This is a genomic window from Pseudomonas sp. GW821-FHT09H03 (assembly GCF_059415945.1).
Genome location: NZ_JBWKOF010000011.1, coordinates 1 through 12,568 on the forward strand (window position 1 = coordinate 1; position 12,568 = coordinate 12,568).

Below are 12,568 nucleotides of genomic sequence, written 5' to 3' on the forward strand. Positions count from 1 at the left end.
CCGCTGGGTCGCGCAGCGGCCCCAGTATTTTCAGGGCCGCTGCGCAGCCCAACGGGGGCAAGCCCCCTCGCCACAAAAGCAATATGTGAACACCATCAAAACGCCTCGCCATCTTCAGATGCCGGGGCGTTTTGCCGTCTAGGATTCAACTACCGCCCCGCCAGGCCGACAAACTGGCAACATCAAGCCTTTGATTGCGGAGATAACGGATATGTCCCTACGCACCCTGCTCACCACACTGTTGGTAGCCAGCAGCTTTTCGGTCATGGCAGCCACGGAAATCGTGCCGCTGAAATATCACACCAGCGCCGACATGCTGCCGGTCGCCCAAGACTATATCGGCAAGGACGGCCAGGTCAGCGCCTACGGCAATCAGCTCATTGTCAACGCCGATCAGCGCAAGATCGACGAACTTAAAGCCCTGCTCAGCCAACTCGACACCGCCCCCAAACGCCTGCTGATCACTGTCGACACCAACGAAAACAACGTTCAGGGTGGTCAGGGTTATTCGGTGAACGGCGCCAAACCGGGCAAGACCCGGATCATCAGCTATGGCACCGACAGCCGCGACGGTGGCATCCAGCAAATCCAGGCCAGTGAAGGCGCGCCGGCGCTGATCCAGGTCGGCCAGAGCATCCCGCTGACCAGCAGCCAGACCGACTCCTACGGCGACCTGCGCAGCCAGACCGAATACCGCAACGTCACCCAGGGCTTCTACGTCACCGCCAGCATCACCGGTGACATCGTTCACCTGTCGATCAGTACCAATCGTGACCGCATGAGCCAGGAACGTCCCGATGTAGTGAACGTGCAAAGTACCGACACGACAGTCACCGGGCGCCTGGGTGAATGGATCCTGCTGGCCGGCATGAATGGCCAGACGCAGGCCGACAAACAGGGCATGACCCGTAACTACGCGACTCAGAGCCGCAATGACATGACTGTGCGGGTGAAAGTCGACACTTTGGACTAACGTCCCAAAAACTGACTGACGAGTCGCATTCACCGAAAAATGTAGTGCTTGAAAAAAAGCACTACAAAACGTTTGACGCGCCAAAAAAGCAAAGGCATGATGGCCTCGCTCCCGCTAACCAGGGGCCCTGGCAAGGGCCTTCGAAGCGATGTCTCGCAGCTACCCCGCGATCCGCTTCGTGTCTGTACCGCCCACAAGGTGTGTTTGACGAGGTTGCCGACTGGAACGAAGTTGTCCCGAGGGACGGAAGCTAATAGGTAACCCGGCAGCACACTGATGTTCGTACCAAGGCCCACGATGCCCGAATGCGCCCGCAGTTCGCCTCTACCTGCTCTCTTCCCCCCGAGTCATCGTCCACCCCGTCGTCAGCCCCGCCGAATCCGACCGAACCATTGAGCTTCTGGTCAGCGAGCGCAGGAATTTTCCACCGCAGAACAACTTTTCATAAAGACGCGACGAGGTTTATCTCCATGGCACTGACACGCGAACAGCAAATTGCAGCCCTCGAAAAAGACTGGGCTGAAAACCCGCGCTGGAAAGGCGTGACACGCACTTACTCCGCTGCTGACGTCGTCCGTCTGCGTGGCTCGGTTCAACCTGAGCACACCTTTGCAAAAATGGGCGCCGAGAAGCTGTGGAACCTGGTGACCCAGGGTGCCAAGCCAGCCTTCCGTCCTGAGAAAGATTTCGTCAACTGCATGGGCGCCCTGACCGGCGGCCAGGCTGTACAACAAGTTAAAGCCGGTATCCAGGCGATCTACCTGTCGGGCTGGCAGGTTGCTGCGGACAACAACTCCGCCGAATCGATGTACCCGGACCAGTCGCTGTACCCGGTGGACTCGGTTCCAACCGTGGTCAAGCGCATCAACAACTCGTTCCGTCGCGCCGACCAGATCCAGTGGAAAGCCGGCAAGAACCCGGGCGACGACGGCTACATCGACTACTTCGCACCTATCGTGGCTGACGCCGAAGCCGGTTTCGGCGGCGTACTGAACGCCTACGAGCTGATGAAGAGCATGATCGAAGCAGGCGCCGCTGGCGTTCACTTCGAAGACCAACTGGCTTCCGTGAAGAAATGCGGCCACATGGGCGGCAAGGTACTGGTTCCTACCCAGGAAGCCGTACAGAAGCTGACCGCTGCCCGTCTGGCGGCTGACGTTGCCGGTACTCCGACCATCATCCTGGCTCGTACCGACGCTAACGCCGCCGACCTGCTGACTTCCGACTGCGACCCGTACGACCAGCCATTCGTGACTGGCGAACGTACCCAGGAAGGCTTCTACAAAGTGCGCGCTGGCCTGGACCAGGCGATCGCTCGCGGCCTGGCTTACGCTCCGTACGCCGACCTGATCTGGTGCGAAACCGCCAAGCCAGACCTGGACGAGGCTCGTCGCTTCGCTGAAGCGATCAAAAAGGAATACCCGGACCAACTGCTGTCCTACAACTGCTCGCCTTCTTTCAACTGGAAGAAAAACCTGGACGACGCGACCATCGCCAAGTTCCAGCGCGAACTGTCCGCCATGGGCTACAAGCACCAGTTCATCACACTGGCCGGCATTCACAACATGTGGCACAGCATGTTCAACCTGGCGCACGACTACGCCCGCAACGACATGACTGCCTACGTGAAGCTGCAAGAGCAGGAATTCGCTGACGCTTCGAAGGGCTACACCTTCGTGGCTCACCAGCAGGAAGTGGGCACCGGCTACTTCGACGACATGACCACCGTGATCCAGGGTGGCTCGTCTTCGGTCACCGCGCTGACCGGTTCGACTGAAGAAGAACAGTTCCACTGATCTGCTTCTTGAGTACACGGCCGCTGCGGACCGACTGAAAAGCTAACCGCAGCGCTGCACATCTGACGCCCCGACTGGTTCGGGGCGTTTTTTTTGCTTGCGATTCCTCAAACACCACAAACCCTGCATCCATACCTCACCGCAGGAGCTGTCTCGTGAAACGAGGCTGCGATCTTTTGATCTTGCTTGTAAAAAATCAAAAGATCGCAGCCTCGTTTCACTCGACAGCTCCTACAGTTATGCGCATGTAAGACAACTTCCCCACCATAAACCAGTTAAACACTTTAAAAACCAGCCCAAACAATACTGATTATCATTTAGCAAAAACCATGTTCGTTACATTCCAAACAAAACATAATTCCCCAAATGCCGGCTAATGCCCGCATCGCAAGGGCTACAGGGCTCCAAAGGCTCAGAATGTCCTTATTCCTATAATAAATTTCGCTATAGGAATTTTACTTGCCGGGTGTTTAGCCATAAAATCAGCGGGATTGATTGCTGCGACATATCGTCACTGCTTTGTTACTTTTTCAAGCTCAGAGACCTTTGCTCTCTGTTAAGGATTACCAGCATGCCCGAAGCGACAGGACTCATGGCCCACAACTGGGGCTTTGCCATTTTCCTTCTAGGCGTCGTCGGCCTCTGTGCCTTCATGCTGGGCGTCTCAAGCCTCCTCGGGTCAAAAGCCTGGGGCCGCAGCAAAAACGAACCGTTCGAGTCCGGCATGCTACCTACAGGTGGCGCCCGCTTGCGGCTCTCGGCAAAATTCTATCTGGTCGCGATGCTCTTCGTGATCTTCGATATCGAAGCCCTCTTTCTCTTTGCATGGTCTGTGTCCGTCCGCGAAAGCGGCTGGACCGGATTCGTCGAAGCTCTCGTTTTCATAGCAATTCTGTTGGCAGGCCTTGTCTACCTATTCCGAGTGGGCGCCCTTGACTGGGCTCCGGAAGCTCGGCGCAAGCGGCAAGCGAAGCTGAAACAATGAGGCTTTGGCAATGCAATACAATCTCACCAGGATCGACCCCGATGCTCCTAACGAGCAGTATCCGATTGGCGAACGGGAAACCGTTTCCGATCCGTTAGAAGATCAAGTCCACAAAAACATCTTCATGGGCAAGCTCGAAGACGTGCTTAACGGCACGATCAACTGGGGGCGCAAGAACTCCCTGTGGCCCTATAACTTCGGTCTTTCGTGCTGCTACGTGGAAATGACCACCGCCTTCACGGCGCCCCACGACATCGCGCGCTTTGGCGCCGAGGTTATCCGGGCGTCGCCGCGCCAGGCGGATTTCATGGTTATCGCTGGTACCTGCTTCATCAAGATGGCGCCGATCATTCAGCGTCTCTATGAGCAAATGCTCGAACCGAAATGGGTAATTTCCATGGGTTCGTGCGCCAACTCCGGTGGCATGTACGACATCTACTCTGTCGTTCAAGGGGTGGACAAGTTCCTGCCCGTGGACGTCTACGTGCCTGGCTGCCCGCCCCGTCCTGAAGCTTTCCTGCAAGGCCTGATGCTGTTGCAGGAGTCGATTGGACAGGAGCGTCGTCCGCTTTCCTGGGTCGTTGGTGATCAAGGCGTCTACCGCGCCGAGATGCCTTCCGAGAAGGAAAAGCGCCGCGAACAGCGAATCGCAGTCACCAACCTGCGCAGCCCCGACGAAGTCTGATCCAGATCTGCTTCTTTGATAGAACGAGACACTGGCTTCATTCTTTACGTTGACCGAAAGCGATAAATAACCATGACTACAGGCAGTGCTCTGTACATCCCGCCTTACAAGGCAGACGACCAGGATGTGGTCGTCGAACTGAACAACCGTTTTGGCCCGGAGGCGTTCACCGCCCAGCCTACCCGCACCGGCATGCCGGTGCTTTGGGTTGCCCGCGCCAAACTCGTCGAAGTCCTGACCTTCCTGCGTAACCTGCCCAAGCCGTACGTCATGCTCTATGACCTGCACGGCGTGGACGAGCGTCTGCGCACCAAGCGTCAAGGGCTGCCAAGCGGCGCCGACTTCTCCGTGTTCTATCACTTGATGTCGATCGAGCGTAACAGCGACGTCATGATCAAGGTCGCCCTGTCCGAGAGCGACCTCAGCCTGCCGACCGTCACCAGCATCTGGCCGAACGCCAACTGGTACGAGCGTGAAGTCTGGGACATGTACGGCATCGACTTCAAAGGCCACCCTCACCTGACGCGCATCATGATGCCGCCCACCTGGGAAGGTCACCCGCTGCGCAAGGATTTTCCGGCGCGCGCCACCGAATTCGACCCGTTCAGCCTGACCCTGGCCAAGCAACAACTCGAGGAAGAAGCTGCGCGCTTCAAGCCTGAAGACTGGGGCATGAAACGTTCCGGCGCGAACGAGGACTACATGTTCCTCAACCTCGGCCCTAACCACCCTTCGGCGCACGGTGCGTTCCGCATCATCCTGCAGCTGGACGGTGAAGAGATCGTCGACTGCGTTCCGGACATCGGTTACCACCACCGTGGCGCCGAGAAGATGGCCGAGCGTCAGTCCTGGCACAGCTTCATCCCGTACACCGACCGTATCGACTACCTCGGCGGCGTGATGAACAACCTGCCGTACGTGCTCTCGGTCGAAAAGCTGGCCGGCATCAAGGTGCCAGAGAAGGTCGACGTCATCCGCATCATGATGGCCGAGTTCTTCCGGATCACCAGCCACCTGCTGTTCCTGGGTACCTACATCCAGGACGTCGGCGCCATGACCCCGGTGTTCTTCACCTTCACCGACCGCCAGAAGGCGTACACGGTGATCGAAGCCATTACCGGTTTCCGCCTGCACCCGGCCTGGTACCGCATCGGTGGCGTCGCCCACGACCTGCCGCGCGGCTGGGAAAAACTGGTGAAAGACTTCGTCGAGTGGATGCCAAAGCGTCTGGACGAATACCAGAAAGCCGCACTGGACAACAGCATCCTGCGTGGCCGCACCATCGGCGTCGCCGCCTACAACACCAAGGAAGCCCTGGAATGGGGCGTCACCGGTGCCGGCCTGCGTTCGACCGGTTGCGACTTCGACCTGCGTAAAGCGCGTCCATACTCCGGTTACGAGAACTTCGAATTCGAAGTGCCGCTGGCCGCCAATGGCGATGCCTACGATCGTTGCATCGTACGTGTCGAAGAAATGCGCCAGAGCATCAAGATCATCGAGCAGTGCATGCGCAACATGCCGCAAGGCCCGTACAAGGCGGATCACCCGCTGACCACGCCGCCACCGAAAGAGCGCACCCTGCAACACATCGAGACCCTGATCACGCACTTCCTGCAAGTTTCGTGGGGCCCGGTCATGCCGGCCAACGAATCCTTCCAGATGATCGAAGCGACCAAGGGCATCAACAGTTATTACCTGACGAGCGATGGCGGCACCATGAGCTACCGCACCCGGATTCGTACCCCAAGCTTCCCGCACTTGCAGCAGATCCCTTCGGTGATCAAAGGCAGCATGGTCGCGGACTTGATCGCGTACCTGGGTAGTATCGATTTCGTTATGGCCGACGTGGACCGCTAAGCATGAACAGCACGCTTATCCAGACAGACCGTTTCACCTTGAGTGAAACCGAGCGCTCGGCCATCGAGCACGAGTTGCATCACTACGAAGACCCGCGCGCGGCGTCCATCGAAGCCCTGAAGATCGTCCAGAAGGAACGTGGCTGGGTGCCGGATGGCGCCCTGTACGCCATCGGCGAAATCCTCGGCATCCCGGCCAGCGACGTAGAAGGCGTGGCGACGTTCTATAGCCAGATCTTCCGTCAGCCGGTCGGCCGTCACATCATTCGCGTCTGCGACAGCATGGTCTGCTACATCGGCGGCCACGAGTCGGTTGTCAGCGAAATCCAGAGCAAGCTCGGCATCGGCCTGGGTCAAACCACCGCCGACGGTCGTTTCACCCTGCTGCCGGTCTGCTGCCTCGGCAACTGCGACAAGGCGCCGGCGTTGATGATCGACGACGACACTTTCGGTGATGTGCAGCCAGCAGGCGTTGCCAAATTGCTCGAGGGCTACGTATGACCCTGACTTCTTTCGGCCCGGCCAACCGCATCAAGCGTTCGGCCGAGACTCACCCGCTCACCTGGCGTCTGCGTGACGACGGCGAAGCCGTATGGCTCGACGAGTACCAGGCCAAGAACGGTTACGCCGCTGCGCGCAAGGCCTTTGCCGACATGGCTCAGGACGATATCGTCCAGACCGTGAAAGATTCCGGCCTCAAAGGTCGCGGCGGTGCAGGCTTCCCCACGGGCGTGAAGTGGGGCCTGATGCCCAAGGACGAATCCATCAACATCCGCTACTTGCTGTGCAACGCGGATGAAATGGAGCCCAACACCTGGAAAGACCGCATGCTGATGGAGCAACTGCCCCATCTGCTGATCGAAGGCATGCTGATCAGTGCCCGTGCACTGAAAACCTACCGTGGCTACATCTTCCTGCGTGGCGAATACACCACCGCCGCCAAGCACCTCAACCGTGCCGTGGAAGAAGCCAAGGCAGCGGGCCTGCTGGGTAAAAACATTCTGGGCAGCGGCTTCGATTTCGAGCTGTTCGTCCACACCGGCGCCGGGCGTTACATCTGCGGTGAAGAAACCGCGTTGATCAACTCCCTCGAAGGTCGCCGCGCCAACCCGCGCTCCAAGCCGCCCTTCCCTGCCGCCGTTGGCGTGTGGGGCAAACCGACCTGCGTGAACAACGTTGAAACCCTGTGCAACGTGCCGGCGATCATTGCCGACGGCGTGGACTGGTACAAATCGTTGGCACGCGAGGGCAGTGAAGACATGGGCACCAAGCTCATGGGCTTCTCCGGCAAGGTCAAGAACCCGGGCCTGTGGGAACTGCCATTCGGCGTCACCGGTCGCGAGCTGTTCGAAGACTACGCCGGCGGCATGCGCGACGGCTTCAAGCTCAAGGCCTGGCAACCAGGCGGCGCCGGTACCGGCTTCCTGTTGCCGGAACACCTCGACGCACAAATGTACGCCGGCGGCATCGCCAAGGTGGGCACCCGTATGGGTACCGGCCTGGCCATGGCGGTGGACGACAGCGTCAACATGGTGTCCCTGCTGCGCAACATGGAGCAGTTCTTCGCCCGCGAATCCTGTGGTTTCTGCACCCCGTGCCGCGATGGTCTGCCATGGAGCGTCAAGCTCCTGATGGCGATCGAGAACGGTGAAGGCCAGCCAGGCGACATCGAGACCCTGCTGGGTCTGGTCGGTTTCCTCGGCCCGGGCAAGACCTTCTGTGCTCACGCACCGGGCGCCGTGGAGCCATTGGGCAGCGCAATCAAATACTTCCGCCATGAGTTCGAAGCCGGTATCGCGCCAGTCAGCGCCGCCGTCCCGCCTCTGGCAAGGCCGATCGTAGTCGGCGCGTAAACGCTTAAAAAAGCGAAGGGTCCGTGCCCTTCGCTTTTCGTGTGATGACGCCTTTAACGGCTGTGTTGATTCACGCGCACAACAAGATTCCATTAGCCACGCCCGCTGACACCGGGCCAACGAAGAACTTTGAACCATGGCCACTATCCACGTAGACGGCAAAGCGCTCGAAGTCGATGGGGCAGACAACCTGTTACAGGCATGTCTGTCTCTGGGCCTCGATATTCCGTATTTCTGCTGGCACCCTGCCCTTGGCAGCGTTGGCGCTTGCCGCCAGTGCGCGGTCAAGCAGTACACCGACGAGAACGACACCCGTGGTCGTATCGTCATGTCCTGCATGACGCCTGCCACCGACAACACCTGGATTTCCATCGAAGATGAAGAATCCAAGGCGTTCCGCGCCAGTGTTGTCGAATGGCTGATGACCAACCACCCTCACGACTGCCCGGTCTGTGAGGAAGGCGGTCACTGCCACCTGCAAGACATGACGGTAATGACCGGCCACAACGAGCGCCGTTACCGCTTCACCAAGCGTACTCACCAGAACCAGCAACTGGGCCCGTTCATTTCCCACGAGATGAACCGCTGCATCGCTTGCTACCGCTGCGTGCGCTTCTATAAAGACTACGCCGGCGGCACCGACCTCGGTGTGTTCGGTGCCCACGACAACGTGTACTTCGGTCGCGTTGAAGACGGCACCCTGGAAAGCGAGTTCTCCGGCAACCTCACCGAGGTCTGCCCGACCGGTGTGTTCACCGACAAGACTCACTCCGAGCGCTACAACCGCAAGTGGGACATGCAGTTCTCGCCGAGCATCTGCCATGGCTGCTCCAGCGGTTGCAACATTTCCCCGGGCGAGCGTTACGGCGAACTGCGTCGCATCGAAAACCGTTTCAACGGTTCGGTAAACCAGTACTTCCTGTGCGACCGTGGCCGTTTCGGCTACGGCTACGTCAACCGCGAAGACCGTCCGCGTCAGCCATTGCTGGCGGGCGGCGCCAAGCTGAGCCTGGACGAAGCGCTGGATAAAGCCGCCGACCTGCTGCGCGGTCGCAACATCGTCGGTATCGGTTCGCCCCGCGCCAGCCTCGAAAGCAACTACGCGTTGCGCGAACTGGTCGGCGCCGAGCACTTCTACTCCGGTATCGAAGCGTCCGAACTGGAACGCATCCGCCTGGTCCTGCAGGTGCTCAAAGACAGCCCGCTGCCTGTGCCGAACATGCGCGACATCGAAGACCACGATGCTATTTTCGTTCTCGGTGAAGACCTGACCCAGACTGCTGCGCGCATGGCCCTGTCCCTGCGTCAATCGGTCAAGGGCAAGGCCGAAGACATGGCCGACGCCATGCGCGTCCAGCCTTGGCTCGACGCCGCGGTGAAGAACATCGGTCAGCACGCGCTGAACCCCCTGTTCATCGCCAGTCTGGCTGAAACCAAGCTCGACGACATTGCTGAAGAGTGCGTACACGCCGCTCCAGACGACCTGGCCCGCATCGGTTTCGCCGTGGCTCACGCCCTCGACGCCAGCGCGCCAGCCGTTGAAGGCCTGGACGCTGAAGCCCTCGAGCTGGCCAAGCGCATTGCCGACGCCCTGCTCGCGGCCAAACGTCCGCTGATCATCGCCGGTACTTCCCTGGGTTCCAAAGCCTTGATCGAAGCCGCCGCGAACATCGCCAAGGCTCTGAAACTGCGCGAGAAGAACGGTTCCATCAGCCTGATCGTGCCAGAGGCCAACAGCCTCGGCCTGGCCATGCTCGGTGGCGAATCGGTCGACGCCGCGCTGCAAGCGATCATCGACGGGAAAGCCGATGCTATCGTCGTGCTGGAAAACGATCTGTACACCCGTACCGACAAGGCCAAGGTCGACGCTGCCCTGACTGCCGCGAAAGTGCTGATCGTCGCCGACCATCAGAAGACCGCCACCAGCGATCGCGCGCAACTGGTTCTGCCAGCCGCCAGCTTCGCTGAAGGCGACGGTACCCTGGTCAGCCAGGAAGGTCGCGCCCAGCGTTTCTTCCAGGTCTTCGATCCGAAGTACATGGACGCGAGCATCCTGGTTCACGAAGGCTGGCGCTGGCTGCATGCCCTGCGCGCGACCCTGTTGAACCAGCCGATCGACTGGACCCAACTGGACCACGTCACCGCCGCCGTCGCTTCCAGCACTTCGATCCTGAACCGCATCGTCGACGCCGCACCGTCCGCCGCGTTCCGCATCAAGGGCATGAAACTGGCCCGTGAACCGCTGCGTTACTCCGGTCGTACCGCCATGCGCGCCGACATCAGCGTGCACGAACCGCGTACCCCGCAGGACAAGGACACCGCATTCGCCTTCTCCATGGAAGGTTACTCGGGCTCTGCCGAACCGCGTCAGCAAGTGCCATTCGCCTGGTCTCCGGGCTGGAACTCGCCGCAAGCCTGGAACAAGTTCCAGGACGAAGTCGGTGGTCATATCCGCGCTGGCGACCCGGGCACCCGCCTGATCGAAAGCAACGGTGACTCGCTGAACTGGTTCGCCAGTGTTCCGCGCGCGTTCAACCCGGCCCAGGGCACCTGGCAAGTCGTGCCGTTCTTCCACCTGTTCGGCAGCGAAGAGAACTCTTCGAAAGCCGCTCCGGTTCAGGAACGCATTCCGGCTGCCTACGTCGCACTGGCCAAGTCCGAAGCCGACCGCCTGGGTGTCAATGACGGCGCCATGCTCAGCTTGAACGTTGCTGGCCAGACCCTGCGTCTGCCGCTGCGCATCAACGAAGAGCTGGGTGCCGGCCTGGTGGCACTGCCTGCGGGCATCGCCGGCATTCCGCCAGCGATCTTTGGCAAATCCGTTGATGGTCTGCAGGAGGCAGCTCAATGACCTGGTTCACTCCTGAAGTGATCGACATCATCATCGCGGTCCTCAAGGCCGTGGTGATTCTGCTTGCCGTGGTGGTTTGCGGTGCACTGCTGAGCTGGGTCGAGCGTCGTTTGCTCGCCCTCTGGCAGGACCGTTACGGTCCGAACCGCGTCGGTCCGTTCGGCGCGTTCCAGATCGCCGCCGACATGATCAAGATGTTCTTCAAGGAAGACTGGACGCCTCCATTCGCCGACAAGATGATCTTCACCCTGGCACCGGTAGTGGCCATGAGCGCCCTGCTGATTGCCTTCGCGATCATCCCGATCACCCCGACCTGGGGCGTGGCGGACATCAACATCGGCATCCTGTTCTTCTTCGCCATGGCGGGTCTGTCGGTCTACGCAGTGCTGTTCGCCGGCTGGTCGAGCAACAACAAGTTCGCCCTGCTGGGCAGCTTGCGGGCCTCGGCACAGACCGTGTCGTACGAAGTGTTCATGGGCCTGTCGCTGATGGGCATCGTGATCCAGGTCGGCTCGTTCAACATGCGCGACATCGTTGAATACCAAGCGCAGAACCTGTGGTTCATCATTCCGCAGATCTTTGGTTTCCTGACCTTCTTCATCGCTGGCGTGGCCGTGACTCACCGTCACCCGTTCGACCAGCCGGAAGCAGAACAGGAACTGGCAGACGGTTACCACATTGAATACGCCGGCATGAAATGGGGCATGTTCTTCGTCGGCGAGTACATCGGCATCGTGCTGATCTCGGCGCTGCTGGTGACCTTGTTCTTCGGTGGCTGGCACGGCCCGTTCGGCATCCTGCCGCAGATCCCGTTCATCTGGTTCGCACTGAAAACCGCGTTCTTCATCATGATCTTCATCCTGTTGCGCGCTTCGATTCCGCGCCCACGGTATGACCAAGTGATGGATTTCAGCTGGAAGTTCTGCCTGCCGCTGACCCTCGTCAACATGCTGGTGACCGCTGCGATCGTGTTGCTCAACACGCCCGCCGTCGCGGCTCAGTGAGGATAGAGAATCATGAAGTACATAATTGACATCGTGCATGGCTTCTTCACCCAGCTTCGCAGCCTGGTGATGATTTTCGGCCATGCCTTCCGCAAGCGCGACACGCTGCAGTACCCGGAAGAACCGGTCTACCTGCCGCCGCGCTACCGTGGCCGTATCGTCCTGACCCGCGACCCCGACGGTGAAGAGCGTTGTGTAGCGTGCAACCTGTGCGCCGTGGCGTGCCCGGTGGGTTGCATCTCGCTGCAGAAAGCTGAAACCGAAGACGGTCGCTGGTACCCGGACTTCTTCCGCATCAACTTCTCGCGCTGCATTTTCTGCGGCCTCTGCGAGGAAGCCTGCCCGACCACCGCGATCCAGCTCACGCCGGATTTCGAAATGGCCGAGTTCAAACGTCAGGACCTGGTGTACGAGAAAGAAGATCTTTTGATCTCCGGCCCCGGCAAAAACCCTGATTACAACTTCTATCGTGTTGCAGGTATGGCGATTGCCGGTAAGCCGAAGGGCTCCGCGCAGAATGAAGCCGAACCGATCAACGTGAAGAGCTTGCTGCCTTAAGGAAGAA

The 12,568-nt window shown here is 59.6% G+C and carries 10 protein-coding genes; all 10 read left to right on the top strand.

The window, feature by feature from the left end; all coding sequences use genetic code 11:
- The first annotated feature begins 211 nt into the window (after nucleotides 1–211).
- The 10 genes from AC07OG_RS16885 (at nucleotide 212) to nuoI (ending at nucleotide 12,561) form a co-directional block, all read left to right on the top strand.
- Nucleotides 212–973: a secretin N-terminal domain-containing protein gene (locus AC07OG_RS16885; protein ID WP_495067547.1), complete on the top strand. Its 762-nt coding sequence runs from the start codon at nucleotides 212–214 to the stop codon at nucleotides 971–973.
- Nucleotides 974–1,443: 470 nt separating this feature from the next.
- The gene (aceA, locus tag AC07OG_RS16890) at nucleotides 1,444–2,769 is read left to right on the top strand and encodes an isocitrate lyase (RefSeq protein WP_034146910.1); all 1,326 of its coding nucleotides are present in this window, start codon (nucleotides 1,444–1,446) and stop codon (nucleotides 2,767–2,769) included.
- A gap of 571 nt (nucleotides 2,770–3,340) precedes the next feature.
- Nucleotides 3,341–3,754, top strand: a complete 414-nt coding sequence (locus AC07OG_RS16895) for an NADH-quinone oxidoreductase subunit A (protein ID WP_003223812.1) — start codon at nucleotides 3,341–3,343, stop codon at nucleotides 3,752–3,754.
- Nucleotides 3,755–3,764: 10 nt separating this feature from the next.
- Nucleotides 3,765–4,439, top strand: a complete 675-nt coding sequence (locus AC07OG_RS16900; RefSeq protein ID WP_007946424.1) for a NuoB/complex I 20 kDa subunit family protein — start codon at nucleotides 3,765–3,767, stop codon at nucleotides 4,437–4,439.
- A gap of 72 nt (nucleotides 4,440–4,511) precedes the next feature.
- The gene (gene nuoC, locus AC07OG_RS16905) at nucleotides 4,512–6,296 is read left to right on the top strand and encodes an NADH-quinone oxidoreductase subunit C/D (RefSeq protein ID WP_060543555.1); all 1,785 of its coding nucleotides are present in this window, start codon (nucleotides 4,512–4,514) and stop codon (nucleotides 6,294–6,296) included.
- Nucleotides 6,297–6,298: 2 nt separating this feature from the next.
- Complete coding sequence (gene nuoE, locus AC07OG_RS16910) at nucleotides 6,299–6,796, top strand: NADH-quinone oxidoreductase subunit NuoE (protein WP_008020715.1); 498 nt, start codon at nucleotides 6,299–6,301, stop codon at nucleotides 6,794–6,796.
- Nucleotides 6,793–8,148, top strand: coding sequence for an NADH-quinone oxidoreductase subunit NuoF (nuoF, locus tag AC07OG_RS16915; protein ID WP_060543554.1), 1,356 nt, complete (start codon nucleotides 6,793–6,795; stop codon nucleotides 8,146–8,148). The genes nuoE and nuoF overlap by 4 nt, the downstream gene beginning before the upstream one ends.
- Nucleotides 8,149–8,284: 136 nt before the next feature.
- Entirely contained in the window at nucleotides 8,285–10,999 is a 2,715-nt protein-coding gene (gene nuoG, locus AC07OG_RS16920; protein ID WP_495067548.1) for an NADH-quinone oxidoreductase subunit NuoG, read from the top strand.
- The gene (gene nuoH, locus AC07OG_RS16925) at nucleotides 10,996–12,003 is read left to right on the top strand and encodes an NADH-quinone oxidoreductase subunit NuoH (RefSeq protein WP_034146906.1); all 1,008 of its coding nucleotides are present in this window, start codon (nucleotides 10,996–10,998) and stop codon (nucleotides 12,001–12,003) included. Before nuoG ends, nuoH begins: the two co-directional genes overlap by 4 nt.
- Before the next feature lie 9 nt (nucleotides 12,004–12,012).
- On the top strand, nucleotides 12,013–12,561 hold the full coding sequence (nuoI, locus tag AC07OG_RS16930) for an NADH-quinone oxidoreductase subunit NuoI (RefSeq protein ID WP_060543552.1): 549 nt from the start codon (nucleotides 12,013–12,015) through the stop codon (nucleotides 12,559–12,561).
- The last annotated feature ends 7 nt before the right edge of the window (nucleotides 12,562–12,568 follow it).

Excerpts from the sequence above, each read along its gene's own strand:
- nuoE (WP_008020715.1), top strand. The coding sequence starts at position 6,299 with ATGAACAGCACGCTTATCCAGACAGACCGTTTCACCTTGAGTGAAACC.
- AC07OG_RS16900 (WP_007946424.1), top strand. The coding sequence starts at position 3,765 with ATGCAATACAATCTCACCAGGATCGACCCCGATGCTCCTAACGAGCAG.
- AC07OG_RS16885 (WP_495067547.1), top strand. The coding sequence starts at position 212 with ATGTCCCTACGCACCCTGCTCACCACACTGTTGGTAGCCAGCAGCTTT.
- nuoG (WP_495067548.1), top strand. The coding sequence starts at position 8,285 with ATGGCCACTATCCACGTAGACGGCAAAGCGCTCGAAGTCGATGGGGCA.
- aceA (WP_034146910.1), top strand. The coding sequence starts at position 1,444 with ATGGCACTGACACGCGAACAGCAAATTGCAGCCCTCGAAAAAGACTGG.
- AC07OG_RS16895 (WP_003223812.1), top strand. The coding sequence starts at position 3,341 with ATGCCCGAAGCGACAGGACTCATGGCCCACAACTGGGGCTTTGCCATT.
- nuoF (WP_060543554.1), top strand. The coding sequence starts at position 6,793 with ATGACCCTGACTTCTTTCGGCCCGGCCAACCGCATCAAGCGTTCGGCC.
- nuoC (WP_060543555.1), top strand. The coding sequence starts at position 4,512 with ATGACTACAGGCAGTGCTCTGTACATCCCGCCTTACAAGGCAGACGAC.
- nuoH (WP_034146906.1), top strand. The coding sequence starts at position 10,996 with ATGACCTGGTTCACTCCTGAAGTGATCGACATCATCATCGCGGTCCTC.